The 24,142-nt window shown below is 68.4% G+C and carries 22 protein-coding genes and 1 pseudogene; 14 read left to right on the top strand and 9 right to left on the bottom strand.

Annotated elements, in window-relative coordinates:
* The first annotated feature begins 8 nt into the window (after positions 1-8).
* From ACSQ9I_RS12595 to trmB, 3 genes are read left to right on the top strand one after another with little or no spacing between them, the layout of a single operon-like run.
* Positions 9-1,082, top strand: a complete 1,074-nt coding sequence (locus ACSQ9I_RS12595; protein WP_139191722.1) for an NAD(P)/FAD-dependent oxidoreductase — start codon at positions 9-11, stop codon at positions 1,080-1,082.
* On the top strand, positions 1,079-1,993 hold the full coding sequence (gluQRS, locus tag ACSQ9I_RS12590) for a tRNA glutamyl-Q(34) synthetase GluQRS (protein WP_436313391.1): 915 nt from the start codon (positions 1,079-1,081) through the stop codon (positions 1,991-1,993). Before ACSQ9I_RS12595 ends, gluQRS begins: the two co-directional genes overlap by 4 nt.
* On the top strand, positions 1,993-2,733 hold the full coding sequence (gene trmB / locus ACSQ9I_RS12585; RefSeq protein ID WP_436313390.1) for a tRNA (guanosine(46)-N7)-methyltransferase TrmB: 741 nt from the start codon (positions 1,993-1,995) through the stop codon (positions 2,731-2,733). The genes gluQRS and trmB overlap by 1 nt, the downstream gene beginning before the upstream one ends.
* Before the next feature lies 1 nt (position 2,734).
* On the opposite strand, the gene ACSQ9I_RS12580 is transcribed toward trmB, so the two are convergent.
* The 5 genes from ACSQ9I_RS12580 to ACSQ9I_RS12560 form a co-directional block, all read right to left on the bottom strand.
* The gene (locus tag ACSQ9I_RS12580) at positions 2,735-3,166 is read right to left on the bottom strand and encodes a hypothetical protein (protein ID WP_093109110.1); all 432 of its coding nucleotides are present in this window, start codon (positions 3,164-3,166) and stop codon (positions 2,735-2,737) included.
* Between the two features lie 123 nt (positions 3,167-3,289).
* Positions 3,290-4,435 carry a HupE/UreJ family protein gene (locus ACSQ9I_RS12575; protein WP_436313389.1) on the bottom strand — a complete coding sequence of 382 codons (1,146 nt, stop codon included), beginning with the start codon at positions 4,433-4,435 and terminating at the stop codon, positions 3,290-3,292.
* The gene (locus ACSQ9I_RS12570; protein ID WP_436313388.1) at positions 4,422-5,570 is read right to left on the bottom strand and encodes a hypothetical protein; all 1,149 of its coding nucleotides are present in this window, start codon (positions 5,568-5,570) and stop codon (positions 4,422-4,424) included. Before ACSQ9I_RS12570 ends, ACSQ9I_RS12575 begins: the two co-directional genes overlap by 14 nt.
* 32 nt (positions 5,571-5,602) lie before the next feature.
* On the bottom strand, positions 5,603-5,881 hold the full coding sequence (locus ACSQ9I_RS12565; protein WP_093109107.1) for a hypothetical protein: 279 nt from the start codon (positions 5,879-5,881) through the stop codon (positions 5,603-5,605).
* Between the two features lie 10 nt (positions 5,882-5,891).
* Positions 5,892-7,373 (bottom strand): DUF4331 domain-containing protein, encoded by a 1,482-nt coding sequence (locus ACSQ9I_RS12560; RefSeq protein WP_436313387.1) that lies wholly within the window; start codon positions 7,371-7,373, stop codon positions 5,892-5,894.
* Between the two features lie 234 nt (positions 7,374-7,607).
* Between ACSQ9I_RS12560 and ACSQ9I_RS12555 the strand changes: the two genes are divergently transcribed.
* The gene (locus ACSQ9I_RS12555) at positions 7,608-8,786 is read left to right on the top strand and encodes an ABC transporter substrate-binding protein (protein ID WP_093109105.1); all 1,179 of its coding nucleotides are present in this window, start codon (positions 7,608-7,610) and stop codon (positions 8,784-8,786) included.
* Here the strand turns inward: ACSQ9I_RS12555 and ACSQ9I_RS12550 are convergent.
* Positions 8,783-9,505, bottom strand: a complete 723-nt coding sequence (locus tag ACSQ9I_RS12550) for a Crp/Fnr family transcriptional regulator (protein ID WP_436313386.1) — start codon at positions 9,503-9,505, stop codon at positions 8,783-8,785. The genes ACSQ9I_RS12555 and ACSQ9I_RS12550 overlap by 4 nt on opposite strands.
* Positions 9,506-9,602: 97 nt before the next feature.
* Here ACSQ9I_RS12550 and ACSQ9I_RS12545 point away from each other — a divergent pair, with 97 nt between their 5' ends.
* The 5 genes and pseudogenes from ACSQ9I_RS12545 to ACSQ9I_RS12525 all read left to right on the top strand — a co-directional run bounded on the left by ACSQ9I_RS12545 (position 9,603) and on the right by ACSQ9I_RS12525 (position 16,503).
* Positions 9,603-10,193, top strand: coding sequence for an HD domain-containing protein (locus tag ACSQ9I_RS12545; protein ID WP_093109103.1), 591 nt, complete (start codon positions 9,603-9,605; stop codon positions 10,191-10,193).
* A gap of 23 nt (positions 10,194-10,216) precedes the next feature.
* A complete protein-coding gene (locus ACSQ9I_RS12540; protein ID WP_436313385.1) occupies positions 10,217-10,984 on the top strand; it encodes a class II aldolase/adducin family protein in 768 nt (255 codons plus the stop codon).
* Positions 10,985-11,108: 124 nt separating this feature from the next.
* The gene (locus tag ACSQ9I_RS12535; protein WP_436303760.1) at positions 11,109-12,404 is read left to right on the top strand and encodes an ATP citrate lyase citrate-binding domain-containing protein; all 1,296 of its coding nucleotides are present in this window, start codon (positions 11,109-11,111) and stop codon (positions 12,402-12,404) included.
* Between the two features lie 16 nt (positions 12,405-12,420).
* Positions 12,421-15,144 carry a CoA-binding protein gene (locus ACSQ9I_RS12530; RefSeq protein ID WP_436313384.1) on the top strand — a complete coding sequence of 908 codons (2,724 nt, stop codon included), beginning with the start codon at positions 12,421-12,423 and terminating at the stop codon, positions 15,142-15,144.
* A 49-nt stretch (positions 15,145-15,193) separates the two neighbouring features.
* Positions 15,194-16,503, top strand: a pseudogene (locus ACSQ9I_RS12525) (MFS transporter).
* Here the strand turns inward: ACSQ9I_RS12525 and ACSQ9I_RS12520 are convergent.
* Positions 16,500-16,916, bottom strand: coding sequence for a hypothetical protein (locus tag ACSQ9I_RS12520; protein WP_436313383.1), 417 nt, complete (start codon positions 16,914-16,916; stop codon positions 16,500-16,502). The pseudogene ACSQ9I_RS12525 and the gene ACSQ9I_RS12520 overlap by 4 nt on opposite strands.
* 1,058 nt (positions 16,917-17,974) lie before the next feature.
* Positions 17,975-18,310, bottom strand: coding sequence for a hypothetical protein (locus ACSQ9I_RS12515; RefSeq protein WP_436292467.1), 336 nt, complete (start codon positions 18,308-18,310; stop codon positions 17,975-17,977).
* Positions 18,311-18,835: 525 nt separating this feature from the next.
* Between ACSQ9I_RS12515 and ACSQ9I_RS12510 the strand changes: the two genes are divergently transcribed.
* The 5 genes from ACSQ9I_RS12510 to ACSQ9I_RS12490 are packed head-to-tail and all read left to right on the top strand — an operon-like array spanning position 18,836 to position 22,891.
* Positions 18,836-19,711: a DUF6502 family protein gene (locus ACSQ9I_RS12510; protein ID WP_436313382.1), complete on the top strand. Its 876-nt coding sequence runs from the start codon at positions 18,836-18,838 to the stop codon at positions 19,709-19,711.
* Positions 19,708-21,051: a DUF5666 domain-containing protein gene (locus tag ACSQ9I_RS12505; protein WP_436313381.1), complete on the top strand. Its 1,344-nt coding sequence runs from the start codon at positions 19,708-19,710 to the stop codon at positions 21,049-21,051. Before ACSQ9I_RS12510 ends, ACSQ9I_RS12505 begins: the two co-directional genes overlap by 4 nt.
* Positions 21,052-21,055: 4 nt before the next feature.
* Positions 21,056-21,241, top strand: a complete 186-nt coding sequence (locus ACSQ9I_RS12500; RefSeq protein WP_436303753.1) for a hypothetical protein — start codon at positions 21,056-21,058, stop codon at positions 21,239-21,241.
* Between the two features lie 46 nt (positions 21,242-21,287).
* Positions 21,288-22,100, top strand: a complete 813-nt coding sequence (locus ACSQ9I_RS12495) for a substrate-binding domain-containing protein (protein WP_436313380.1) — start codon at positions 21,288-21,290, stop codon at positions 22,098-22,100.
* Between the two features lie 41 nt (positions 22,101-22,141).
* Positions 22,142-22,891 (top strand): transporter substrate-binding domain-containing protein, encoded by a 750-nt coding sequence (locus ACSQ9I_RS12490; RefSeq protein ID WP_436313379.1) that lies wholly within the window; start codon positions 22,142-22,144, stop codon positions 22,889-22,891.
* Here ACSQ9I_RS12490 and ACSQ9I_RS12485 read toward each other — a convergent pair.
* Positions 22,882-24,135, bottom strand: a complete 1,254-nt coding sequence (locus ACSQ9I_RS12485) for a D-amino acid dehydrogenase (protein ID WP_093109270.1) — start codon at positions 24,133-24,135, stop codon at positions 22,882-22,884. The two genes, ACSQ9I_RS12490 and ACSQ9I_RS12485, sit on opposite strands and share 10 nt — an antisense overlap.
* Positions 24,136-24,142 lie beyond the last annotated feature (7 nt).

The raw sequence follows: 24,142 nt of genomic DNA, 5'->3' as shown, positions 1-24,142 counted from the left end.
CGCTCAACATGACCACCTCCCGTCCTCCCGCCGATCGCCACCGATCCACCTCCCCGCGCCACTACGCCGTCGTCGGCGCCGGCATGGCGGGCATCGCCTGTGCCCGCACCCTCGCGCAGGCCGGCCACCGCGTCAGCGTGTTCGAACGCGAAGCCGCCGCCGGCGGCCGGATGGCGAGCGAATCCACGCCCTTCGGCAAGTTCGACAGCGGCGCGCAGTACTTCACCGTGCGCGACCCGCGCTTTGCGCGCGTGCTCCAAACCGTGCCGCAAATCTGCAAGCCCTGGAGTGCCAACCTCGTGCGCGTACTCGACCCGCACGGCCGCGTCGCCGAGGCCGCCCTGCCCGCGCGCGAGCCGCACTGGGTTGCCCAGCCCGGCATGGATGCCCTGGTTGCGCATTGGGCCGCGCCGCTGGGCGATGCGCTCGTGACGCGCACCCAGGTCACGACCATCGAGCGCGACGCACTCGACGGAAAGCGCTGGCAACTGCGCACCGCGGGCGCCGACGATTCGCAACACGTGTACTCCGGTTTCGACGGCGTGCTGCTGGCGGTGCCGCCGGCTCGCACGCGCGCCCTGCTCGACAACGGCAAGCTCTCCTCCGGCATCAGCGAGAAGATCGAAGCAGTGCGCATCGCGCCCTGCTGGACGCTGATGATCGCCTTCCCGCAGGCCAACCAGGCGAACCTCTCCCATCTCGGCCCGCAATGGAACGCCGCGCGCAGCACCCACCACCGCGTGGCCTGGCTGGCGCGCGAATCCTCCAAGCCCGGCCGTGATCGCATCGAGCGCTGGACCCTGCAAGCCAGCGCGGCCTGGTCGCACGAACACCTGCGCGACGACGCCTCGCGCGTCCAGGCCAAGCTGTTGCGCGCCTTCGCCGAGATCACCGGCATCCGCGCCGAACCTTCGCACGCGCAGGCGCGCTGCTGGCCCGAAGCCCAGACCCAGGTACCGGTCGGCAAGCCGCACCTGTGGGACGCCAAGGCGCGCATCGGCGTGGCCGGCGACTGGTGCACCGGGCACCGGGTCGAAGATGCGTTTCTTTCGGGTCTGACGTTGGCGCTCAAAGTGGCGTGATTTCCACCGGTCGATTTGCGCCCTCGCCCACGGGACCGCTGCACGCGGGCTCGTTGGTCGCCGCGCTCGCGAGCTGGCTCGATGTGCGCGCCCGCGGCCCGCAGGCACGCTGGCTGGTGCGCATCGAGGATGCCGACACCGAGCGCTGCCTGCCCGGACTGGGCGAATACATCCTCTCGCAGCTCGCAGCCTGCGGGCTCGTGCCCGACGCGACGCCCGTGTGGCAGACGCAGCGCACCGCGCTCTACGCGCACGCACTCGATCACCTGAAAGCCCTGGGCCTCAGCTACCCCTGCGGCTGCTCGCGCAAGGACATCGACGAGGCGCTGGCCTTTCGCGGCGTGCCGCACGCCCGGCACGGCGAACGCGTCTATCCCGGCACCTGTCGCGACGGACTGCACGGCAAGCCGGCGCGCGCCTGGCGCTTCGCCACGGTGCAGTTCGAAGCCGCCCGCGCATCGAAGGCCGTGTACTGGGTCGATCGCCGCAAGGGCCAGCAATGCCAGGACGTGGCGCACGAGGTCGGCGACTTCGTGCTCAGGCGCGCCGACGGGCCCTGGGCCTACCAGCTCGCGGTGGTGGTCGACGATGCCGACCAGGGCGTGACGGACGTGGTGCGCGGCGAAGACCTGGCCGACAACACGGCGCGCCAGATCCTGCTGCAGCGTGCGCTCGGCCTGCCGACGCCGAGCTACCTGCATACGCCGCTGGTGCTCGGCGCCGACGGCGAGAAGCTCTCGAAGCAGAACGGCGCCGCGCCGCTCGACACCGGCACGCCAGCCGCGGCGCTCGCTGCGCTCGACGCCGCGGCGCGCGTGCTCGGGCTGGCGGCCACCACGGCTGCAACGCCCGCAGGGGCACTGGCCGACTGGGTGGCCGGCTGGCGGGCTCTCTACAATCCCTCCCCCTGATGACCCTGCCCGCCACCGACCCCGCGCGCGATCCCGCCGCACCCACTTCCGACGAAGAAACTCCGCCGCATCCCCTGCATCGCCGCCTGAAGAGCTTCGTCAAGCGCGCCGGTCGAACCACCGAGGGCCAGGCACGCGCCTTCGCCGAACTGGGCCCGCTGTTCCTCCTGCCCTATCGCCCCGAGCCGCTGGACATTGCCGCCGCCTTCGGCCGCGTTGCGCCGACCGTGCTCGAGATCGGCTTCGGCATGGGCGAGGCCACCGCGCACATCGCGGCGCTCCAGCCCGAGAAGAATTTCCTGTGCTGCGAGGTGCACGAACCCGGCGTCGGGGCGCTGCTCAAGCGCATCGGCGAGCAGCAACTCTCCAACATCCGCATCTGCGCCCACGATGCGGTCGATGTCATCGACCACATGCTGATGCCCGGCATGCTGGCCGGCGTGCATGTGTTCTTTCCGGACCCCTGGCACAAGACGCGGCACAACAAGCGCCGGCTGATCCAGCCGCCTTTCGTGCGCAAGCTGGCCGACCGGCTCGCGCCCGGCGGCTACCTGCATTGCGCGACCGACTGGCAGCCCTATGCCGAGCAGATGCTCGAGGTGCTGTCGCAGGAGCCGCTGTTGCGCAACACGGCAGCGGGCTATGCGCCCAAGCCGGACTACCGCCCGCTCACCAAGTTCGAGAACCGCGGCCTCAAGCTGGGCCACGGCGTGTGGGACGTGGTGTTCGAGCGCATCTAGCTCAGTGGGCGACGCCGTACACGTCGTCGGTCTGCAACTCGCCTTGCGCGGCCAGCACGTGCTTCTGCGCAGCCATGATGAGCGCCGCACGATAGGCCGAGCGGCTGGCGATCTTGGTGTGCGCGATCAGCGTCTGCCACTCGCGCTCCAGCGTCTGCGGCGAGCGGTCGACCGAGCGGTTCATCAGCGCCTGGCTCACGTCGATCAACGCGGCCGCCGAGCCGAGGCAGATGTTGATGGCCGACTGCGCGGCACTGGTGCGAAAACGGCCGTCTTCCGACGGCTTGTTCGAGTGCAGGACGTCCAGCGGCATATTGGCGGTGGGGCCGAAGTACGGCGCTCCCTGCATGTCGCTGTCGGCACGGGCCAGCACCTGTTCGATGGTGGCGAGGGCGCTTTCCAGCAAGGCGATATCGGATGGCTTTTTCTTCATGTCAATTGCCGGGGACAAGAGCCCGGGATCAGCGGGGATGTTGCCATCGGAGCGCGCTTTCGCCGTGTGCAAAAAGCACGTTTCAAAAACAAAAGTTAACACCCCGTCTGTGTACTTCGGACGTTACACGGCCACCAACTGGACATCGAACACCCGCTCGAACAGCCAGAGCGCCGCGATGGCGACGGCCAGCACCGAGCCGCTTCGCAGGACCACAGGGCGATAGCCGCGCCAGCCGCGCAAGGCCACCAGCACGAGAAGCGCTGCGCTCACGATCACCAGCTGTCCGGCCTCCACGCCCAGGTTGAACTGAAGCAGCGCGGTGACGAAGCCGCGGGCCGGCAGCTCGAGTTCGCCGAGCACGCCCGCAAAGCCGAAACCGTGGATCAGGCCGAACAGAAAGCTGAAGAGCTTGCGTCGCCCCCAAAGCAGCGGATGGAGATTGTCGAGCGCCGCCACCATGATGGTGAGCGCGATGGCCGGCTCGATGATGCGCGGCGAGATCGTCAGCAGCCCGAGGCCCGCCAGCGCGAGCGTGATGGAGTGCGCGACGGTGAACATGGTGACCATGCCGACCATCGGCCACAGGGCCTCGCGCCAATTTGCGACCGGCACCCACCCGTCCGCCCCGCGCCGCAGCACGGCGGGCAGCAGCAGGCAGATCAGGAAGAGCACGTGGTCGTAGCCGATCAGGATGTGGTGCACGCCATCGCGAAAGAAGCTCGTGCCCGATGCCGACCCGGTCGGGCCCTCCGGCCAGGCCACGGCCACCGGCCCGCCTGCCGGATCCAGCGAGCGCGCCGTCGGCGCCGCGTCGCCTTGCGCTCCGATGCGCAACAGCCCGCGGTGCGTGGGGTCCACTTCCTTGAAAAGCCGGTAGTCGAGTTCCATGGCGGGGCCGGTGTCGCAGCGTGCCTGCAACTGCAGCACAAGGTAGGCCCCGTCGATGCGGCTTTCGACGGCAGGCGGCTGTGCGTGCGCGAGCCTGCAGCTGCCCTGCTGGATGCGCAGGCGCGCCAGCGCGTAGGCGCCGATGTCGTCCATGCGCGCGCGAACCTCGCCCCAGCTCAGCTGCCGGTCGCCGTTGCGATCCAGGTCGAGCGCCGCATCGAGGTCGCGCAGCGCGATGTCCCAGCGGAGGGCCAGCGTGTCGCCGCTGCGCTGCAGCTGCAGGTAGGCATCGCTCGCCTTGTGGGCCCGCGCGGCCGGTGAGGCGGCTGCCAGCGCGATGACCAGCAGCACCGCACCAAGGCGCTCAAAGAATCGCATCGATGCGCGCATCTCGCAGCCCCGTCTGTTGCAGCAGCGCTTTCACTTCGCCGCATGCGACCTCGTCGCGCGCCGCAACGGCCGCGCGCGCGAACAGCAGCAGGTCGATCGGTTCGCGCTGCAGCTGGACGTTGACGCGCGCGAGCGCGAGGGCGCGTCGCGCATCGCCCTGCACATCGAGTGCGAACAGCGCTTGTTCCCGCGCATGCACCGACGTCGCATGGGGCCGCAGCGCGGCGGCCGCAAAGCGCGCCTGCAGCTCCTGCACTTCCCGCTGCGCGCTGTCGCGCCGTCCGGCCACGGCCAGCCGCAGCAGCACGGCATCGTTGCGCGGCTCCTTGCCGAGCAGAGGCGCAATCTCGGCCGCGCGCCCGTGCCGCTGGAGAAAGTCGCTGTAGGCCAGCAGCAGGTAGCCCGAGCGTTCGGCATCGAGCGCCTGCCGGTACGCGAGTTCGGCCGCCGCCGGGCGGCCCGCACGTTCCTCGATCTCGGCCACGCTGGTCAGCAGCCATTGGCGCGTGCCGGCCTGGCGCGGGTGCGCCAGCGCCGGGTCGGCCAAGAGCCCCTGCAGCGCGCTGCGGGCCGCCGCATGCTCGCCGCGCAGGCCTGCGTTCTCGGCCAGGCAGGCGATGGCGTACAGCGCCGGCCCGACGCGGCCCAATGCGCGGCAGGCCGCATCCGATTCGGCATAGCGCCCGCGCACGCGCAGGATGGTGGCGAGCGTGATCCAGGCCTGCGCATGGGTCGGCTGCCGGACCAGCGCCATCTTCAGCGTGGCTTCGGCGCCGTCGAAGTCGTGCAGGAACTGCGCCACGGTCGCATGCATGACCAGCACCGCCGGCGGCGTTGCGCCGGCCGAGACCGGTTCCCAGGCCTGCAGCGCAGCCATCGCATAGCCCGCGTAGCGCGCATCGCCCTGCGCGCGGGCCAGGTCCAGATAGGCCTGCGCCGCCGCGATGGCCACGCCTTCGTCGCGCGGACTTTGGGCAAGCTCGCGCCGGAGCCTGCGCTCGTCGCGCGACCAGCCTGCGATGGAAGGCAGGGTCTCGACGATGGCCTCGTCGCTCGCCGGCACGCGCGGGGCCGCGCCTGCGGCCCCGGCGAGCACGACGAAGGCCGGAACCAGCCATCGCATGAGCGCCCGCACCCGCATGGCCGCTCCAGACATCACTGCGTGGAGAGCGGGTCTTTGGTGTCCGAAGTCGGCGGCGGATCGAAAGCCGCGACATCGGCCGGCTCGGCGGTGTCGAGCGCCATGTCGATCAGTCCTTTCACATAGGCGATGAAGGCGTCGTACGGATCGGTCATCACGGGCGGTGGGTTCGAAGGCGGCGGTGCGGTGCCGATGGGGAAGCCCCCAGATCCGCCCCCTCCTCCGCCGCCGCACCCGGCCAGGACGACCGCTGCCAGCAAGGATGCACTCCACAGATGGGTCTTGCGGTTCATGCCGTTCTCCTCACTGCGCACCAGGCAGCGGCGTGTTCAGGTACGGAAAGGCGTCGAGGAACTGGGCAGGACTCACGGCCGCCCCGTCGGTCAGCGCTGCGCCGCCGGCCGGAGCGTCGGCAGGCGTGCAACCAACCTTGAGCGTGTCGCTAGCGCCGGTTGCGACGCAGAGCACGCCCATCGCCACGCGCAGCTCGGCATCGACGATGTCGTCACCCGGCCGGCGGCCGTTCGGGAAGCCCGCGATATCGCCGGCCAGGACGCCGAGGTTCATCTGGCTGGCACTCGGTGTCGGCGCGATGCCTGTGTTGAGCCGCAGCATTTCCGAGGGCTTCACGTTGGCCGGCTTGTTGACGCCATCCACGCCCGTGAGAAAGGCCGCGACCAGGTCGCTGCGCGGAAAGTTGGTCGGCGCGGGCGCCGAAGGGAACAGCGTCTGGATCAGGGCCGGCAAGGTCGGGTTGGTCACGTAGTCCGCGAACTGCGCGTCGTCCCTGGGCTTGGAGCTGTTGAACTTGTCCTTGTCCTTCAGGCCGATCACCAGTTCGTTGACCAGCGGCATCCCCAGGCGCGAGACCTGCGCCCATGCGCCGCCGTTCAGCGCGGTGGTGCCGTGGCCGCTCTTGGGCGGGCTCGCGATCAGGCGGCCCTGGCGCACGCTGGCGCTGGTCCAGCCGCCGACGATGGGGTCGGCGCCCGTCACGCAGGCGATCGGCACTTCCAGCGCCATCGTGGTGATGTTCCTGCCGGCCAGCGAGTCGGGATTGGCGTTCGGCGCACCCAGCGGATTGAGGTTGATCAGGTCGAACACCTGGCCCAGCGCGACGGCGAAGGGGTCCTTGCGCTGGCCCACGAACACGCGCCCGGGCGTGCCGCAGCCCGGGATGTTGACCGCATAGAGATGCTGGTTGGCGTAGGCGGCATAGCCGGTCGGGCCGCCGAAGGTCTTGTCGCCGATGTTGTCGGTGGGCTTGTCGAACTCCGTGCCGCCGCCGGCCATCGTGACCGCCTCCGCACGCCCCTTGCGGCGGTCGCCGTACACCACGCTCAGGGTGTAGGTCTCGCGCAGGTTGCTGGTCGCGCCATTGGGCGCCGAGATGCCGCCCGACTGCACCAGCGGAATCGACACCTGCTTGCCGGAGATCGGCAGCTGGATGTCGCGCAGCGTGTTCTTGAACTTGAACTGGAAAGTGACGTTCTCGACCGCGTCGCCGTCGGTGTCCAGGTGGATCTCGTACAACGCGTTCGGATCCATCGTGAAGTAGTTCGGCCCGCCGTACGGACCCTGGTCGGGCTGGTAGTTGGCGATCAGCGTCAGGTAGTTCTGCCGGCCCGGCTCGTAGCTGCGGAACATGTAGAAGTCGGTCGCATCGAGCTTGGGCATGCCGGCAATGGAAGGCGCTTCGCGGTGGCTGGACGCGAAGGCGCCGCCGGCCGCTGCCGCGCACAAGGCGAGGACGCAGGCTCTGCGGGAATGTGTTGGGAATTTCATCGGCGTCACCTCAAGAAGTGGAACGGTTTTCGAAACAGCGCACGGAGCGCCTTCGAAGTACGCGGCAATCGTTCACGTGGATACGGCGCGGAGCGCGCAATACAGCGTTGCGTATCCGGCAAGCGCGCCGCCGACGCGGCGTCCATCAGCAAACCGGCCCAACGTGACTTACTACCTTCGTATAAGGCACCAAAATTGCTACATTTTTCCGATTTATGTAGCGAAAGGTTTCCGATGGATCTGTCACGCAGGCTTTGGCTGGGCAAGGTGGGGGCCACGATGCTGCTGGGCGGCGGCCTCGGTGCGAGCCGGATCGGCCAGGCGCAGACCACGCGCGCCGCCGCGCCGGCAGCGGCCTCGGCGCGCACGGTGATCCTCGGGCAATCGGTTCCGCTGACGGGCGCCGCCAGCGAGATCGGGCTGGCCTTTGCCGCCGGCTGCCGCCTCTACGCGACCCACTTCAACGAAACGCAGGCCGCCAGCGGCATCCACCTGAAACTGCAGCAGCTCGACGACGGCTACGACGCCGCGCGCGCTGCCGCCAATGCGCGCACCCTGCTCACCACCGACAAGGCCGACATGCTGTTCGGCTTCGTCGGCACCGCCAGCAGCGAAGCCGGTGCCGCCGCGGCCGCGCAGCAGGGCACGCTGCTCTTCGCACCCTTCGCCGCCTCGGACAGCCTGCGCGGCGCCGCGCATCCGAACGTGTTCCATGTGCGTCCCAGCATGGCCGACGAGGCCTTCAAGATCGTGCGCCAATGTGCCACCGTGGGGCAGACGCGCATCGCGCTGGTCGGCGACGACGACGCCATGGGCCGCGCCGGTCTCGCCGCCGTGCAGCAGGCCATGACCGATCAGAAGCTTGGGTCCCTGGCGGCGAGCGCGTTGGTGCCCGCCGCCGGCGACAAGCTCGATGCGGCACTCGCCGCGGTGCAGAAGCAGAACCCGCAGGCCATCGTGCTGGTGTCGCTTTCGAGCACCACCGCCAATGTGATCCGCAAGCTGCGCAAGAGCGGCTATTCGGGCGCCTTCATGGCCTTCTCGATCGTCGGCATCGATCCGCTCTACGCGGCCCTGGGCAAGGACATCGGCGGCATCGTGATCTCGCAGGTCGTGCCCTCGCCGCGGCCCTCGGCCATCCCGATCGTCAAGGAATACCTCGCCGCCATCGACACCTCCGACCAGACGGCCTCCTACGAAGGCATGGAAGGCTTCATCGCCGCCAAGGCCGCGGGCGAAGCCGTTCGCCGCGCCGGCCGCGGCTTCACGCCCGCGAGCCTGCAGCGCGTGATGGCCGGCATGACGGACTACGACGTCGGCGGCTTTCGCATCAACCTGCGCCCCGGCCTGCGTGATCCGCAGCGCAGCATCGACCTGATCAGCATCACGGCCGACGGGCGCGTATTGCGCTAAGCAGTGCCGCCCAGGCGCTGCAGCGCATCGAGCGACAACAGCTCGATGCGGCCGTAGCCGAGCGCGATCACGCGCTCTTCCGCCAGCGCGTTGAGCTCCTTCGAGAGCGTCTGCCGCGTCACGCCCAGCATCATCGCCAAGGCCTCCTGCGGCAGGCGCACGCGCTTGCGCAGATGCACCGACTGGGTCGCGTCGCCGCGCGCCAGCACCAGCAGCCGGCGTGCGACGCGGGCGCGCAGGTCGCGCAAGGTGGCGTCCTCCATCAATCCATAGAGTCCCCGCACCCGCGCCGCGAGCAGTGCCGCGATCGCATGGGAGAAGGCCCTGCCCTGCATCTGGTGCGCGAAGGCTTCAGGCGGCACCACCAGCAGGTCGAGCGCGCTCAGCGCGGTGGCATCGTGGGTGCGCGGCGAACCGTCGATCAGGCTGATCTCGCCGAACCAGTTGCCGGGCTCGAGCACGGCCAGGATGGCTTCGCGCCCATCGTGCCGCAAGGTCGAGACCTTGATCGTTCCGGCCGCCAGCCCGTAGAAGCCGCTGCCCGCCGCCTGCACCGGATCGCCCTGGCGGAACAGCATCGCGCCGCGCCGCAGGTGGACCAGGTCGGCAGCGCCCAGCAAGGCCTCGCGCTGCACGCGCGGCATCGAGGCGAACCACGGGTTGGCTTCCATGGCGCTGCGGTGCGCTGCAGACAGGCGCGGTCGGGGAGGCTGAGGCATGCAGGGTCGGGGGTTTACCAGGGCCCTGGATTGTCAAATTCTTGACAGTTGATGGTCAAGCGCAGGTCTACAGTGGGCCGCACCCCACGGAGACACGATGAACGCAAGAGCGAACTTCACCCGCATGCAGGACAGCACGCGGGAAGACTGGCAACTGATCGGCGGCGAGTTCATGCAGTTCGCGAGCGGCTTGCCCGAGCGCGTGATCAAGCACCTGCAGATCCTCGAAGGCGACTACGGCGGCTTCCCGGTCGACCGCTACACCCACTCGCTGCAGACCGCCACGCGCGCCTTGCGCGACGGACGCGACGAAGAGTACGTGGTGTGCGCGCTCCTGCACGATATCGGCGACACGCTGGGCTCCTTCAACCATCCCGACATCGCGGCCGCGATCCTGAAGCCATTCGTGCGCGAGGAGAACCACTGGATGGTGCAGAACCACGGCATCTTCCAGGGCCACTACTTCTTCCACCACATCGGGCTCGACCGCAACCTGCGCGACAACTTCAGGAACCATCCGAACTACGAACGCACGGCCGAGTTCTGCGAGCTCTACGACAACCCGGCCTTCGACCCGAAGGCCGAGACGCTGCCGATCGCCGAGTTCGAACCGATGCTGAAGCGCGTGATGGCGCAGCCGCGTCAAAGCATCTACAAGGCTGTGTTGAAGCCTGCAGAGGCCGTCTGAAATTTCACCCCAAGGACACCCACATGAACGCCACCACCCAACCCGAAATCCAGAAGCTCGTCTCCGCCGAAGAATGGCAGCTGCGCGTCGACCTCGCGGCCTGCTACCGGCTGGTCGCGCTCTACGGCTGGAGCGACCTGGTCTTCACGCACATCAGCGCGCGCGTGCCCGGGCCCGAACACCACTTCCTGATCAATCCCTACGGCCTGATGTTCGACGAGATCACGGCGTCGAGCCTGATCAAGGTCGACCAGGACTGCAACAAGATCATCGACTCGCCCTACCCGGTGAACCCGGCCGGCTTCGTGATCCACAGCGCGGTGCATGCGGCGCGCGAAGACATCCAGTGCGTGCTGCACACCCACACGCGCGCCGGCATCGCGGTGAGCGCGCAGAAGAACGGCGTGCTGCCGATCAGCCAGCAGTCGACCTTCGTGCTCGCCTCGCTGGCCTACCACGACTACGAGGGCGTGGCCTTCCGCGACGACGAGAAGCCGCGCCTGCAGGCCGACATGGGTGACGCCAACTTCCTGATGCTGCGCAACCACGGCCTGCTCACCGTGGGCAAGACCATCGCCGATGCTTTTCTCTCGATGTACGTCTTCGAGACCACCTGCCAGATCCAGATCGCCGCGCAGTCCGGCGGCAGCGAGCTCACGCAAGTGAACACTAAGATCGTCGAGGGCGTGGGCCAGGCGATGAAGGTGCAGACCGGCGGTCTCGGCGGCGCATTCGTCTGGCCCTCGCTGATCCGCAAGCTCGACCGCATCGATCCCGGCTACAAGAACTAGGTGGCCCCGTACAAACCCTGATCGCCGTGACGGCGGATCGACAGCTTCGCTTTCTACGATTTCTCCAGGGCATCCCCACGCTGGATGCCCGCAGCGCAGTTCGCGCACACCAGGAGACATCGACATGCAGATCACGGGTATGTTGCACGGCGCGCGGCTGCTGCAATTCGCAGGCTTCCCCGCCACCGAGGTGCTGGGCCCCGCGGCCAGCGAAGAAGAGATCAAGGCACTGATCGACAAGTACGGGCTCATCTTCGTCAAGCCGGTCTTCAAGGGCGGCATCGGCAAGAAGGGCAAGGCCGGCCTGCTGGGCCGCGCCACCGATCTGAAGACCGCACTGGCCGAGAAGGAGCGCCTCTACTTCGCCGAGCACACGGTCGGCCACGTCAAGGCCAAGGCCAACGGCGTGACCTTCGAGGCCGGCGTGCCGGCCAAGCACGAGGTCTACTTCTCGATCAGCGATTCCACGCGTTTCCGCGCGCCGACCATGACGCTAACGCACATGGGCGGCATGGACATCGAGGAGCTCGAGAAGAGCCAGGTCGCGATGGTGCCCTTCGATCCGCTGACCGGCCTCAAGGCCTTCGTGGTGGCCAATGCGCTGACCGAGATCGGCGCACCGAAGGAGATCATCTCGCCGCTGGTGCAGCAGTTGCCCAAGCTGTGGGAGCTGTTCCACGACTTCGGCATGACCACGCTGGAGCTCAACCCGATCCGCATGCGCGAGGACAAGAAGGGCCGGCTCACGCCGGTGGCCTGTGACTTCAAGTGCGGCTTCGACCGCGACGATCCGCGCTGGCTGCGCCTGGGCCTGCCGCCGCACCTGTTCGCGGCCGACTATTCCGACTTCGAGCAGGAGATCAACACGCTGCGCACCCACCAGGGCCAGAGCGATGTCTACGTGATCAACGAGCGCGGCACGGTGCTCGCACCCACCTTCGGCGGCGGCGCCAACTCGCTGGTGACCGAAATGCTGGGCGACGACGCGATCATCAGCTCCGACTTCGGCGGCAACCCGCCCTACGAGAAGATGAAGGAGGTGGCGCGCATCTGCTTCAAGCACTGGCTCAGGCAGGCCAACGTGCTCTTCATCATCGGCGGCAAGAGCAACAACACCGACATCTTCGAGACCCTGCGCGCCATGGCCGATGCGCTGCGCGAGCACTTCAGCCAGCACGGGCCGACGCCGCTCTACGTGGTGCTGGGCCGCGGCGGGCCGAACCTGGTGCGCGGCATGGGCGCCTTGCGCGACACCTGCGATGCGCTGGGCCTGCCCTATCGCCTCTTCGGCTTCGACTCCGACATGAGCGAGGTGATCCAGTTCGCGAAGAAGGTCAACAACTGGATGAAGGACGGCGGACGCGAACAGATCGCGGCCCGGCTCGGCATCCAGGCCCCCTCAACCGCCAACGCCGACTGACGCAGGAGAGATCACCATGCAAGCCAACTGGCAGAAAAAAGGCGTCGGCGACTTCAAGTACCACGTCGGCATCAGCTCGCTCACGCAGGTGGCGTCGCGCGACGACCGCGTCTGCGTGCTCAACATCCTGGGCGGTGAATCGAGCGAGGTGACGCCGGTGAGCCATGTGTACTCCGGCGGCAACGTGGTGTGCGGCACGGCGCCGGGCAAGGGCGGTGCGGTGCTCGAGACGAGCATCGGCAATATCCCGGTCTACAACAACGTGCGCGACGCGCTGGCCGCGGGACACCGCTTCAACTGCGGCGTGGTCTATCTGCCGCCCTCGGCCGCGCGCGATGGCGTGGCCGAACTGATCCGCGTCAACCCCGACCTGCGCAAGATCTTCATCATCACCGAGAAGATCGCCGTGCACGACGCGCGCGAGATCCGCGCCATGGGCCAGCAGAACGGCATCGACATCTTCGGCGCCAACGGGCTCGGCGTGGCCGACTCGTGGAACCAGGTGCGCATCGGCGGCGCATTGGGCGGCGACAAGCCCGGCGACTCGCTCAGGCCGGGCTCGATCGCGATCTTCTCCAACTCGGGCGGCTTCTCGACCACCATCGCGCAGTACCTGCGCATGGCGGGCTGGGGCACCACCACGGTCATCTCATCGGGCAAGGACGTCTACATCCACTACGCGGCGCCCGAGTTCGCCTTCGCGCTGGCCAACGATGCGCGCAGCAAGGCCGCGGTGCTCTACTGCGAACCCGGCGGCTACTACGAGTTCGATGCCCAGTTCACCAAGCCGGTGGTGGCCTGCGTGGTGGGCCGCTGGAAGAGCAAGCTCACGCGCGCGGTCGGCCATGCCGGCGCGATGGCCGGCGGCTCGGACGACGCGCTGGCCAAGGAACGCTGGTTCATGGACAAGTTCGGCGTCGACGCGATCTTCACGCCCGACAACCCGGTGTTCTCTGCCAAGGGCGCGCTGGTGACCAACATCGCCCACATCCCGGCCGCGCTCACGGCCGTGATGCGCGCCAATGCGACCATGCCCGACTTCGCGGCCGAAGGAAACCTGGCGCTCAAGCCCTGGTTCGGTTCCGACGAAGGGCTGGATCTGCCCGATGAACTGCGTCCGCTGGTGGTGGAAGCGGTCGCGCCCTACAACGAACAGGTGGCGCTGCTCAACACGCAGATCGGCGGCGTGGTGCCGCGCCAGGCCATGAAGGATGCATCCGGCGCCTCGCAGATGGACGCGAAGACGCAGGTCAGCAGCCTGCACGGCACCAGCATGCTCGATGCGGCCACGCTGCCGCTGGAGTCGAACGTCGCGCTGGCGCTGGTGCACGACGCCGGCGGCGAGAACGACCGCAAGCTGATCGCACCCGCGATCGCGGCCTTCGTCAACCTGCATGGCCGGCCCGAGCTGGCGGCAGCCGAAGCCAGCCGCGAGGCCGGCAACGCGCCCAACGCGGTGCTGGCCGCCGCGGCCGCCATCGTCGGGCCGAAGCGGCAGCAAGCGGCGCGCGCCGCGCTCAAGTTCATGCTCGAGCGCTTCCATGCCGCCGGGCTGGGCACCGAGTTCGGCGCCTCGCTGAGCGAGAGCTTCGACGTCGGCACGGTCGATGCCTCGGACCCGCCCGAGCTCACGACCGAGACACCCGATGCCCGCGCCCAGGCCCTGATCGCCGGCGTCCGGGCACGCGGCGCGCGTTCGGTGTTCCTGCGCTGGCTGCAGAACCAACCGGGCCATCCGACCGAAGCCGCGGTGCTGGCCGCGATCTCGGCCACGCTGGCCTGGGGCCCGCTCTCGCGCAAGCGCATCTCGCGTCTGACCGCCGAGAACTTCCCCTGGTGGCTGCAACTGTTCGGCACGCTGATCGGCGCTTCGGCCGGGGCCTCGAAGCACGAGGCCGGGCGCTTCTGCGGCATCGCGCAGGAGCAGATGCTGGGGAGCCTCAGCCTGGGCGAGATCGCCTTCGCGGCGCTCCTGGGCCACACGCCGGGCGAGAAGGATCTGTTCGCCTTCCAGACGCTGGTCGGCCTGCTCCTGACCAACGGCCCGGGCGCGATCTCGGCGCAGGGCGCCAAGGGCGCGGTCTCGGCCGACGGACCCGAGCAGCCCGAGCGCGTGCAGCTCAACAAGGCGCTGGTCGGCTTTCTCACGCACACCGGCTATGCGCACGGCGGCAACGGCTATGAGGGCATCGCCTACCTCAACGAGCAGTTCAAGGCGAGCGGCCTGAAGGATCCGAGCGCCAGCGACCACGGCATCGACCTGAAGGCGCTGGCCGCGCGCGCGGTGGAGCAGTACGCGCAATACAAAAGCCAGAAGAAGACCGTGGGCAGCCTCGACATCGCCAAGCTGCCCGGCGTGAACCATCCGGTGTTCAAGGACAAGCCGGTCAACTTCGATCCGCGCGAAGTGTTCATCGCCAAGCTGCAGGAAGCACGCGGCGACTGCAACGTGTTCCACGATTTCTACCGGGCGCTGGTGCGGCAGCTGTTCGACGCCGGCGTCTCGCGCAACGTCTACTGCGTGAACGTCGACGCGGTGATCGCGGCCCTGCTGCTCAAGATGCTGTGGCAGCCGCTGCAGTCGGGCGAGATCGGCGAACGCGAGCTCGAGACCGCAGCCTTCACCATCTTCCTCTACCCGCGCATGCTCGGCTGCGCGGCCGAGATCGACGACCACCTGAACCGCGGACGCAACATGGACACGCGCACGGCCGCCTCGCTCTGCAAGTTCGTCGCCTGAGCCAGGGCCTGTTCAGGCTCTGGTCAGCATGCCGCAAGCACGATCCATCATGACCACAGCCATCCTGGCCGACGGCGCGAGCGCGCCCGTTCAACAAGGCTCCAAGCTCGGCGCGGTGCTCCGCGTGACGAGCGGCAATTTCCTCGAGCAGTTCGACTTCTTCCTGTTCGGCTTCTATGCGACCTACATCGCGAAGGCCTTCTTTCCCGCCACCAGTGATTTCGCTTCGCTGATGCTGACCTTCGCGGTGTTCGGTGCCGGCTTCCTGATGCGGCCGCTGGGGGCCATCATCCTCGGCGCCTACATCGACGAGGTCGGGCGCCGCAAGGGCCTGATCGTCACGCTCGCGATCATGGCCAGCGGCACCGTGTTGATCGCCTTCGTCCCGGGCTATGCCTCGATCGGCCTGCTCGCGCCGGCCCTGGTGCTGCTGGGCCGGCTGCTGCAGGGCTTCTCGGCGGGCGCCGAGCTGGGCGGCGTCTCGGTCTACCTCTCGGAGATGGCGACGCCCGGGCACAAGGGCTTCTACACCGCCTGGCAATCGGCGAGCCAGCAGGTCGCGATCGTGCTGGCCGCGGCGGTGGGTTTCGCACTCAACGAGCTCATGAGCCCCGAGACGCTGGCCGGCTGGGGCTGGCGCGTGCCCTTCTTCGTCGGCTGCGCGATCATCCCCTGCATCTTCGTGCTGCGCCGCTCGCTGCAGGAGACCGAGGAGTTCCAGGCCCGCAAACACCATCCGACGACGCGGAGGTGGCCGCATCGATGCGGCAGAACTGGCGCATCGTGTTCGCCGGCATGCTGCTGGTGGCGATGACCACCGCCACCTTCTACTTGATCACGGTCTACACGCCGACCTTCGGCCGCACGGTGCTGCACCTGAGCGCCAAGGACAGCCTGGTCGTCACGCTGCTGGTCGCCGTCACCAACTTCATCTGGCTGCCGGTGGGCGGCGCACTCTCCGATCGCATCGGCCGCAAGCCGCTGCTCGTCGCGATGACCGTGCTGGCCATCCTCACCGCCTATCCGGCCATGTCCTGGCTGGCGGCGGCGCCGAGCTTCGGCCGCATGCTCGACGTGCTCTTGTGGTTCTCGTTCCTGTTCGGCATGTACAACGGTGCGATGGTGGTCGCGCTCACCGAAGTGATGCCGGTGCAGGTGCGCGTGGTCGGCTTCTCGCTGGCCTACAGCCTCGCCACCGCGATCTTCGGCGGCTTCACGCCGGCCGTGTCGACCTGGTTGATCGAGGCGACTGCGGACAAGGCGGCGCCGGCCTACTGGATGAGCTTCGCGGCGGTCTGCGGGCTGCTTGCGACGCTGGCGCTGTACCGGCACCAGGCCGGGAGGGTGGTCCGAGCCTAGATCAAGTCATCTTCCGGGTCCGCCGCCACCGCCAGGCCCGCCGCCACCGCCAGGCCCACCGCCGCCACCAGGTCCGCCGCCACCGCCAGGCCCACCGCCGCCACCAGGTCCGCCGCCACCGCCGGGCCCACCGCCACCGCCGGCACCGCCACCGCCGGCACCACCACCACCGGCACTACCGCCGCCGGCACCACCGGCACTACCGCCGCCGGCACCACCGGCACCGCCACCACCGGCACCACCACCACCGGCACCGCCACCACCGGCACCGGCACCGCCACCACCGGCACCGGCACCGGCACCACCGCCAGCGCCACCACCGCCAGCGCCACCACCGCCAGCGCCACCACCACCGGCGGCCCCAGCACCGGCAGCGCCAGCGCCGGAGCCAGCACCCGAGGAGCTACCGCCACCGCTGCCGCCGGGATCGGCGCCAATACCTCCGCCCGAACCTTTGGAGATGATCACTGCGCCGGCAGTCCCGGCTTGTGATGCCTGAGGCGCCTGACCTGCCTGCCTGAAGTTCAAGCAGGGCACCTCTCCAAAGGAGTTGTATCGGTCGCAGGCGGTCGAGCTTCTTGTTGCCGGACGAGCGGCGGCTTGGAGCTGTGTGCCTGAGCGCGCCGCAGGTCGCGCCTCGCTGAGGCTGGGGCGCGCATCGGCCACAGGTGGGCTCGCCAACACCACGACCGGAGCGGCAGGCGCGTCGCCCTTGGCTTCGGGTGCGTCTGCCGTGGCAGTTCGGGGTTGGATAGGTGGCTGCGCTCTTGGCATCGGCATCGGCATCGGCGCTGGCACCGGCGTTGCTTCGACACGCGCCGTTCTGGGCTGGACCTGAACAGTCGCCACCGTGGTTCGAGCCGGCTGGGGAACGAGATCGTCTTGATCAACCGAGGCTTCAGCTGGTGAGCCCACGCTCGATAGAGCCTGCGGCACATCAGGCTGCTGTGGCGTGCCTCCTGTTGCCGCCGTCGCCGGTTGAACAGAGGCCACCGGCGCGGGGTCCACGGACGCGGCAGGCGGCGGCGAAGAAGCAACTGCTGTTTGCTCCGCAGCCGGGCTGGCCGGCTGCAACAGGGATGAGGCCGCGCTCGAAGGCGGGACAATACGCGTCGCATCGCGGCTCAAGTACCAGAAGACGAAAGCGCCATGCAGCAGCGCCAGCACGATCAACAACAAGACGATGGACACGTCGACACCTGGCGGCACGGGTATCCATCCCACGCGTCTCAGTGCACCAGTGCTCCGCGGTTCGCGAGCAACAGCCTTCAACGCCAACGAATAGCGCGGCGCCGTTGGCACCGCGAGCGGTTCACTGGACGTGGTGGTATCGAACGTTGTCGTGCCTGAGCGGATGCCCGAGAACTTGCCCGCACAACCCCGGCAATACCTTGCGCTGTCTCTGTTGGGCGTGTGGCACGACTCGCAGAACTTGGTCATTCCGATGATCCGTCGGACAGTACAAGCAGCGCTATGGGATGGGGATGAACTTCGTGACGATCACCAGTGAATTGATCACGAGCCAGAAGGCTGCAAAGTCCAAGGCCCATGCCCGCCGCGGGACGATGCGCGACTCCTTCGGCAGCGGCACTTTTTTGCCTGCATCTCTGCTGGCATAGAAGGCCGGCAGCTTGTGCGAACAGCATTTGCAATACCGCGCAGAGCCCATGTTGATGGTGCTGCAGGCCTCGCAGATTTCCGCTGACGCAGTGCCTGATTGCAACCTCGCCAGATCGATGAGGTTTCCAAAGGCGACGCCCGAAGACGTGACTGGAGGCTCGGCAAAAGAAACAGAAGCGGCAGTCATGGATGCTCTCCTCGACGAAAGACAGATGCAGGTTCACCGAAGGTTTGCCCGGCGCCGCAGTACCGGTCTGCCTTGGCTTGCGCAAGGCTGCGCCCCAATCGTTGCTCCGCGATCGCGCATCTTGCGAACATCAGCAGCTCTGCGTCCGTGGGCCCGCGCCCCGCACCCTCGATGTGCCTCCGGAAGGCGCGAACGATGCGGTCCTGTATCGCTTTCCTGACGTGCGTCGCTGCAGCAAAGGCCCGGTGCGCGCTCATTTCATGTGGAGCGATCGAGACTCGCGGCGCCGCCATGTTGCGTCGCCACGCAACGACCGGGCGGCCGCTCCTCCAGGGCGTGATCTTTTTCTTGCTACGTGTGACAGGCTTTGACATTTTTCTCTCCTGAGGAAGCACCTTGGATGTGAAATCTTCACATCTGTAGTTCTCTTGTCTTATAGTGATGTGCTTCTTTTTGTAAGACAGCGACGCAAGTCGCTGTCCAGTTGGTAACTGGGCGTTAAGCCCGTCACTGTCCGAGGACCGATTGCCCAGCGACAAGGCACAGATCACAGAAGGCCAACTTGCCTGGGTCCTGGCGGCTTGCGCACGCGTCATGCGGCCGTTGGTCAGGCTCGCGCTGGCCTTCGGTGTCAAGCATCCCCATCTGGAGGAATTGCTGCGGGATCTCCTGATCGACGAAGCGCGCCGTGCGTGGCTCCAGAACAAGGGCGCCGAGCCGAACATCAGCCAGCTGTCGGTGACGACAGGCTTGAACCGCAAGGCCGTGACCACGAAGGTGCGTGAGCCGGAAGATCCGTTGCCGCACACCGAGATGTCGGCTGCGGCCAAGACCCTGACCCTGTGGCTGCAGATGATCGACGACGACCCTGCGCACCGATCCCTGCCCATCGTGGCCGAAGCCCAGGCGTCATCGTTCGAAACCGTCGCCCGGCGCGCCAGCCATGGCAACGTGCACCACCGCGCCATCCTCGACGAGCTGGTGCGTTTGAACATGGCGATCGAGCACGAGGGCCGCGCCGAGCTCAACGCCACCGCCTTCGTTCCGGCGAAGGACTTGAAGACGATGCTCGCCTTCCTGGGCGACAACACGCGCGACCACCTGCTCGCGAGCGTGGCCAACACGCTCGGCGCAGAGCCGCCCTTGCTCGAACGATCGGTATTCGCAGCCGGGATTGCGCTGGAGGACTGCGAACGCATCCACGAGCTCGTGCGCGAGCGGTGGAGCCAACTTCATCACGAATTGACCCGGGAAATGACGCGCGCCTTCGAAGAAGCCGAGAAAACGGCTTCGGGCCGCATCAGGATCGGCATTTACACCTACTATGAAGACGGCGCAGCCGAGCGCGCTGAAGCACCGGCCGCCACGCCCTCGAAACGACTACGGGGAAGAAAAGCATGACGAACAACTCGCTGCGCAATGGCTTGCTGGCGCTGTTGACCGGCTTGCTGCTCTCTTGCGGCGGTGGCGGCAGCAGCAGCAGCAGCAGCAGCAGCAGCGGAGCCGGAAGCGCAGCGTTCGGCAGCGCCGGCATTGCAGGATTGACCACCGAGTCGCTCGGCGGCGGCGGCGGCACCAGCGACGGCCAGGGCGGAAGCTCGTCCGGCACGGATGGCGGCTCGACAACGGCCTCCAGCGGCGACGACGGATCGGGCGTGGGCTCCGGCGGTACCGGCGTGAGCACCGCCGATGCGGCCGGCATCGGCGGGGTCGATGGCGCGGGCAGCATCATCGTCAGCGGACTGCGCTACGACACGGACACCGCCGTCATCAACCTCGAGGATGCCGCATCCCTGCAGCTGGGCATGAGCGTGAAGGTCAGCGGACCGGTCAACGCCGACTTCACGAGCGGCACGGCCCGCCGGGTCGATTCGGCGGCCGATATTCGCGGCCCGCTTTCATCGGTCGATCTGGCGCAGGGCAGCTTCGTCGTCATGGGCACCACGGTGACCACCGACAACGCCACCGTCTGGGCCGATGCGGCCGGGCTTGCTGCCATCGCACCCAACACGACGCTGCAGGTCTGGGGCTTGCCGGCGGCACCCGGCGTACTGCGTGCGACGCGCGTGGAGCAACACGGCCCCTCGGCACCGATCCTCACCGGCACGGTCCAGAACCTCGATCAGGCACGACGCACCTTCACGCTCGGCAGCTTCGTCGTCGACTACAGCGTCGCGGCCCTGAGCGGCAGCCCCGACGGGCGCCCGCCTGCCAACGGCACCCTCGTGCGCGTGCGTGCGAACATCGCCCTGCCGGGCCGCCTGCCTGCCACCCTCGTGCAGTGGTGGTACCCGGTGCCGACGGCGAACGCCACGCAGGTCCAGCTCGCAGGCGTCGTCACCGACTACGCGGGACTGGGTTCGCTGCGGGTGCTGGGCACGCCGGTGGACGCCTCTTCCGCGCAGATCACCGGCGGGCCGGCCGGCTCGGTCGGCAATGGCGTGAAGGTGGACGTTGCCGGCACGATGTCCAACGGCATCCTCAAGGCCACCAAGCTCAAGATCAGGCATATCCCTGGCACCGGCGGGCCGGCGTCGTTCACCCTGATCGGGGCCATCGGCAACTTCAGCTCCGCATCGAGCTTCTGGGTACGCGGACAACTCGTGAATGCCGGCGGTCCAGGCGTCGTGTTCGTCAACGGCAGCGCGTCGAACCTGGGCAACGGGGTGCGCGTGAGCGTCGAGGGCGCGCAGGTCGTCGATGGCGTGCTGATCGCCACCCGTGTGAGCTTCGACAGCTAGTTCGATGACCGATCCCATGAGCCAATGGGTCGGTGCCTTCCTGGCCGAGTGGTGCCGCCTATCCGAAGGGCTTGCCGATCCCGAGCAATCGGCGGAGTTCGCGAAGGACATCTACGCCTCGTACGGGCAGCGCGATCCTGTCGAAGTCGCCGCAGAAATGTGGGGTGGCGGAGCGGGGCGGACCGCCTGACAGCTTCCAGCCCTACGATGGCTGGCAGACAACCCAGGAGACGCCAATGACATTTCGCACGCTCACGCGCCGCGCGGCATTGCTGCTCGCTGCCCTCGCCCTCGCCGGCTGCGGCAGCCTCGGCGGCAAGCCCGACATCGCTGCCGAACCGATCCACGTCATGACCTCGGGCGGCTTCACCGCCGCCTACAACGAGCTCACGCCCGGCTACGAAAAAGCCAACGGCCGCAAGGTGCAGACCGCCTACGGCGCCTCGATGGGCGCGGCCAGCGACTCGATCCCGAGCCGCCTCGCGCGCGGCGAGCCGGCCGACATCGTGATCCTTGCGCGCCCTGCCCTCGACGCGCTGGTGGCGCAGGGCAAGGTGGTGTCCGGCAGCCAGGTCGATCTGGTGCGCTCGTCGATCGGCTTCGCGGTGCGCACCGGCACGCCCAAAGCCGACATCAGCACGGTCGATGCACTCAAGCGCACGCTGCTCGCGGCGCCGTCGATCGCCTATTCGGCCAGCGCCAGCGGCACCTACTACGAGACCGAGCTGCTCAAGAAGCTGGGCATCGAGGACCAGGTGAAGCCGAAGAGCCAGCGCATCCTCAGCGAACGCGTCGGCACCGTGGTCGCACGCGGCGATGCGGCGCTGGGCCTGCAGCAGGTCAGCGAGCTGCTGCCCATCAAGGGCATCGACTACATCGGACCGCTGCCGGCGGAAGTGCAGCGCGTCACGGTGTTCTCGGCCGGCATCGCGACCGGCGCCAAGCAGCCCGAGGCGGCGCGGCAGCTGATCCGCTACATGAACTCGCCGGCCGCCGCGCCGGTGATCGAACGCACCGGGCTCGAAGCGATCGCGGCACGCGGCCCGTAAACTGGCGCGGCCCCCATCAACCACCGACGCCCGCAACGACCATGAGCTCGCCGATCACCCCCGCCATCGTCTCGGCCCTTGCGCCCACCGGCACGCTGCGTGCCTCCATCAACCTCGGCAATCCGATCCTCGCGAACGAGGATGCAGCCAGCGGCGACCCGGCCGGCGTCTCGGTCGACCTGGCGCGTGCTCTTGCAGAACGCCTGTCCGTTCCGATCGGGCTGGTGGTGTTCGAGAAGGCGGCCGCGTCCGTCGATGCAGTACGCAACGAGCAGGCCGATATCGGCTTCTTCGCGATCGATCCGGCGCGCAGCGAGGGCCTGCGCTTCACCGCGCCCTATGTGCTGATCGAGGGCAGCTACCTGGTGCCCGCGGCCTCGCCGATCCGGCGCAACGAGCAGGTGGACCAGGGCGATGTCCGCATCGCGGTCGGCACCGGCAGCGCCTACGACCTCTTCCTCACGCGCGAGATCAAGGAGGCGCAGATCGAGCGCGTGCAGGGCGCCAAGGGCGTGTTCGAGAGCCTGCACGCGGGCCAGGTCGAGGTGGCGGCCGGCATTCGGCAGGTGCTCGAGGCCGAGGCCGGACGCACGCCCGGCTTGCGCCTGCTGCCGGGGCGCTTCATGGTGATCCAGCAGGCGATGGGCACGCCGGCCTCGCGCGGCGCGGAAGCGGCCGCCGCGCTGGCGGCCTTCGTCGAGGAGATGAAGGCCAGCGGCTTCGTGGCCGAGGCGCTGGCGCGGCATCGCATCCAGGGCGCCAGCGTGGCGCCTGCGGCCGTTCAGGCGTAGCGCGCCAGGCCCAATCCTTCCATATCGATCTCGGGCGAGCGGCCGCCGATCAGGTCGGCCATCACGCGGCCCGTGCCGGCCGCCATGGTCCAGCCCAGCGTGCCGTGGCCGGTGGCCAGCAGTAGCTTCGAAATAGGCGTGGCGCCGAGGATGGGCGTGCCGTCGGGCGTCATCGGCCTGAGGCCGGTCCAGAACTCCGCGCCTTCGACGCTGCCGCCCTGCGGGAACAGATCGGTGACCACGTGCTCCAGCGTGTCGCGCCGCCGGTCGTTCAGCCGCAGGTCGTAGCCCGAGAGCTGCGCCGTGCCGCCGACGCGGATGCGGTCGCCCAGCCGCGTCACGGCGACCTTGAAGGTCTCGTCCATCACCGTCGACTCGGGCGCCATCGCCGCGTCGGCGATCGGCACCGTGATCGAGAAGCCCTTGACCGGATACACCGGCAGGCGAATGCCCAGCGGCTTCAGCAGCTTCGGCGAGTAGCTGCCCAGCGCCACCACGTAGCGGTCGGCGCGAAAGGGGCCGGCCTCGGTATGGACGGCGGTCACGCCGGCGGCGTCGCGCGCGATGTCGGTGATGCCCACGCCGAAGCGAAAGCGCACGCCCGCCGCTTCGGCCAGCCGCGCCAGCGCCTGCGTGAACTTGAAGCAGTCGCCGGTTTCATCGCCCGGCAGGCGCAGGCCGCCGACGAACTTCTCCCTCACCGCGGCCAGCGCCGGCTCGTGCCGCACGCAGCCCTCGCGGTCCAGCAACTGGTAGGGCACGCCGTAGGCCTTGAGGATCTCGATGTCCTTGCCGGTGCCGTCGAGCTGCTTCTGCGTGCGGAACAGCTGAAGCGTGCCTAGCGCGCGCTCGTCGTAGCGGATGCCGGTGTCGGCGCGCAGCTGCTGGAGGCAGTCGCGGCTGTATTCGGCCAGGCGCACCATGCGGCCCTTGTTGAGTTCGTAGCGCGCATGCGTGCAGTTGCACAGCATCGCGATCCCCCAGCGCCACATCGCGGGATCGAGCATCGGCCTGATGACCAGCGGGCTGTGCCGCATCAAAAGCCACTTGATCGCCTTGAGCGGCACGCCGGGCCCGGCCCAGGGCGCCGAGTAGCCGGGCGACACCTCGCCGGCGTTGGCATAGCTGGTCTCCAGCGCCGGCGCCCGCTGGCGGTCGAGCACGGTGACCTCGTGGCCGGCCTTGGCGAGGTAGTAGGCCACGGTGGTGCCGATCACCCCGCTGCCCAGAATCAGTACTTGCATGCGAATC

Source organism: Variovorax sp. LjRoot84 (assembly GCF_964254305.1).
In the GTDB taxonomy this organism is placed as follows: domain Bacteria; phylum Pseudomonadota; class Gammaproteobacteria; order Burkholderiales; family Burkholderiaceae_C; genus Variovorax.
The sequence above is the reverse complement of the archived record's forward strand: the minus strand, read 5'-3'. Positions and strand labels throughout refer to the sequence as shown.